The organism is Pseudomonas sp. EGD-AK9 (genome assembly GCF_000465935.2).
GTDB lineage: Bacteria > Pseudomonadota > Gammaproteobacteria > Pseudomonadales > Pseudomonadaceae > Aquipseudomonas.
This window is the reverse complement of record NZ_AVOF01000778.1, coordinates 1-713: the sequence shown is the minus strand read 5'-3', so window position 1 is coordinate 713 and position 713 is coordinate 1. Positions and strand designations below refer to the sequence as shown.

The 713-nt window shown below is 72.9% G+C and carries 1 protein-coding gene and 1 pseudogene; both read right to left on the bottom strand.

What is annotated here, in order from left to right:
• Nucleotides 1–107: pseudogene (locus N878_RS29725) on the bottom strand (heme ABC transporter ATP-binding protein); the annotation flags it as partial.
• On the bottom strand, nucleotides 107–713 hold a 607-nt coding region (locus N878_RS23780; protein ID WP_021445995.1), incomplete at its 5' end, for an iron ABC transporter permease. The pseudogene N878_RS29725 and the gene N878_RS23780, both read right to left, overlap by 1 nt.

Sequence of the window (713 nt, the reverse complement as noted above, 5' to 3'; positions counted from 1 at the left end):
TTGGGCCCGAGCACGCCGAGCACCTCGCCCGCCTGCAGCTGCAGGTCGATGCCGCTGAGCACGGCGCACTGGCCGCGGCGGACTTCCAGTTGTTCGGCCCGCAGCATCAGCTCCGCCCCCGCACCAGCAGATAAAGGAAGAACGGCGCGCCGATCAGCGCAGTGACGATGCCGATCGGCAGCTCGGCCGGCGCCAGCACCAGGCGCGCGGCGAGGTCGGCCAACAACAGTAGGCTGGCGCCGGCCAGCGCCGAGGCCGGCAGCAGCAGACGATGGTCGGGGCCGACCAGCAGGCGCATCAGGTGCGGCACCACCAGACCGATAAAGCCGATCAGGCCGGCCGCCGCCACCGCGGCGCCGACGCCCAGCGCGGTGCAGAACACCAGTTCACGCTTGAGCCGCTCCACCTCGAAGCCCAGGTGGCGCGCCTCGGATTCGCCCAGCAGCAGCGCGTTCAAGGCACGCGCGCGACGCGGCAACCACAGCGCCACCGCCGCGGTGGCCAGCAGCAGCGGCCAGAGCCGGGCGTAGCTGGCGCCGTTGAGGCTGCCCAGGTTCCAGAAGGTCAGGGTGCGCAGGGTGGCGTCGTCGGCCAGGTAGGTGAACAGGCCGATGGCCGCCCCCGCCAGGGCGGTGAGGGCGATGCCGGCCAGCAGCATGGTGGCGACGCTGGTCTGCCCGTCGCGCCGCCCCAGGCGGTAGACCAGGGCGGTG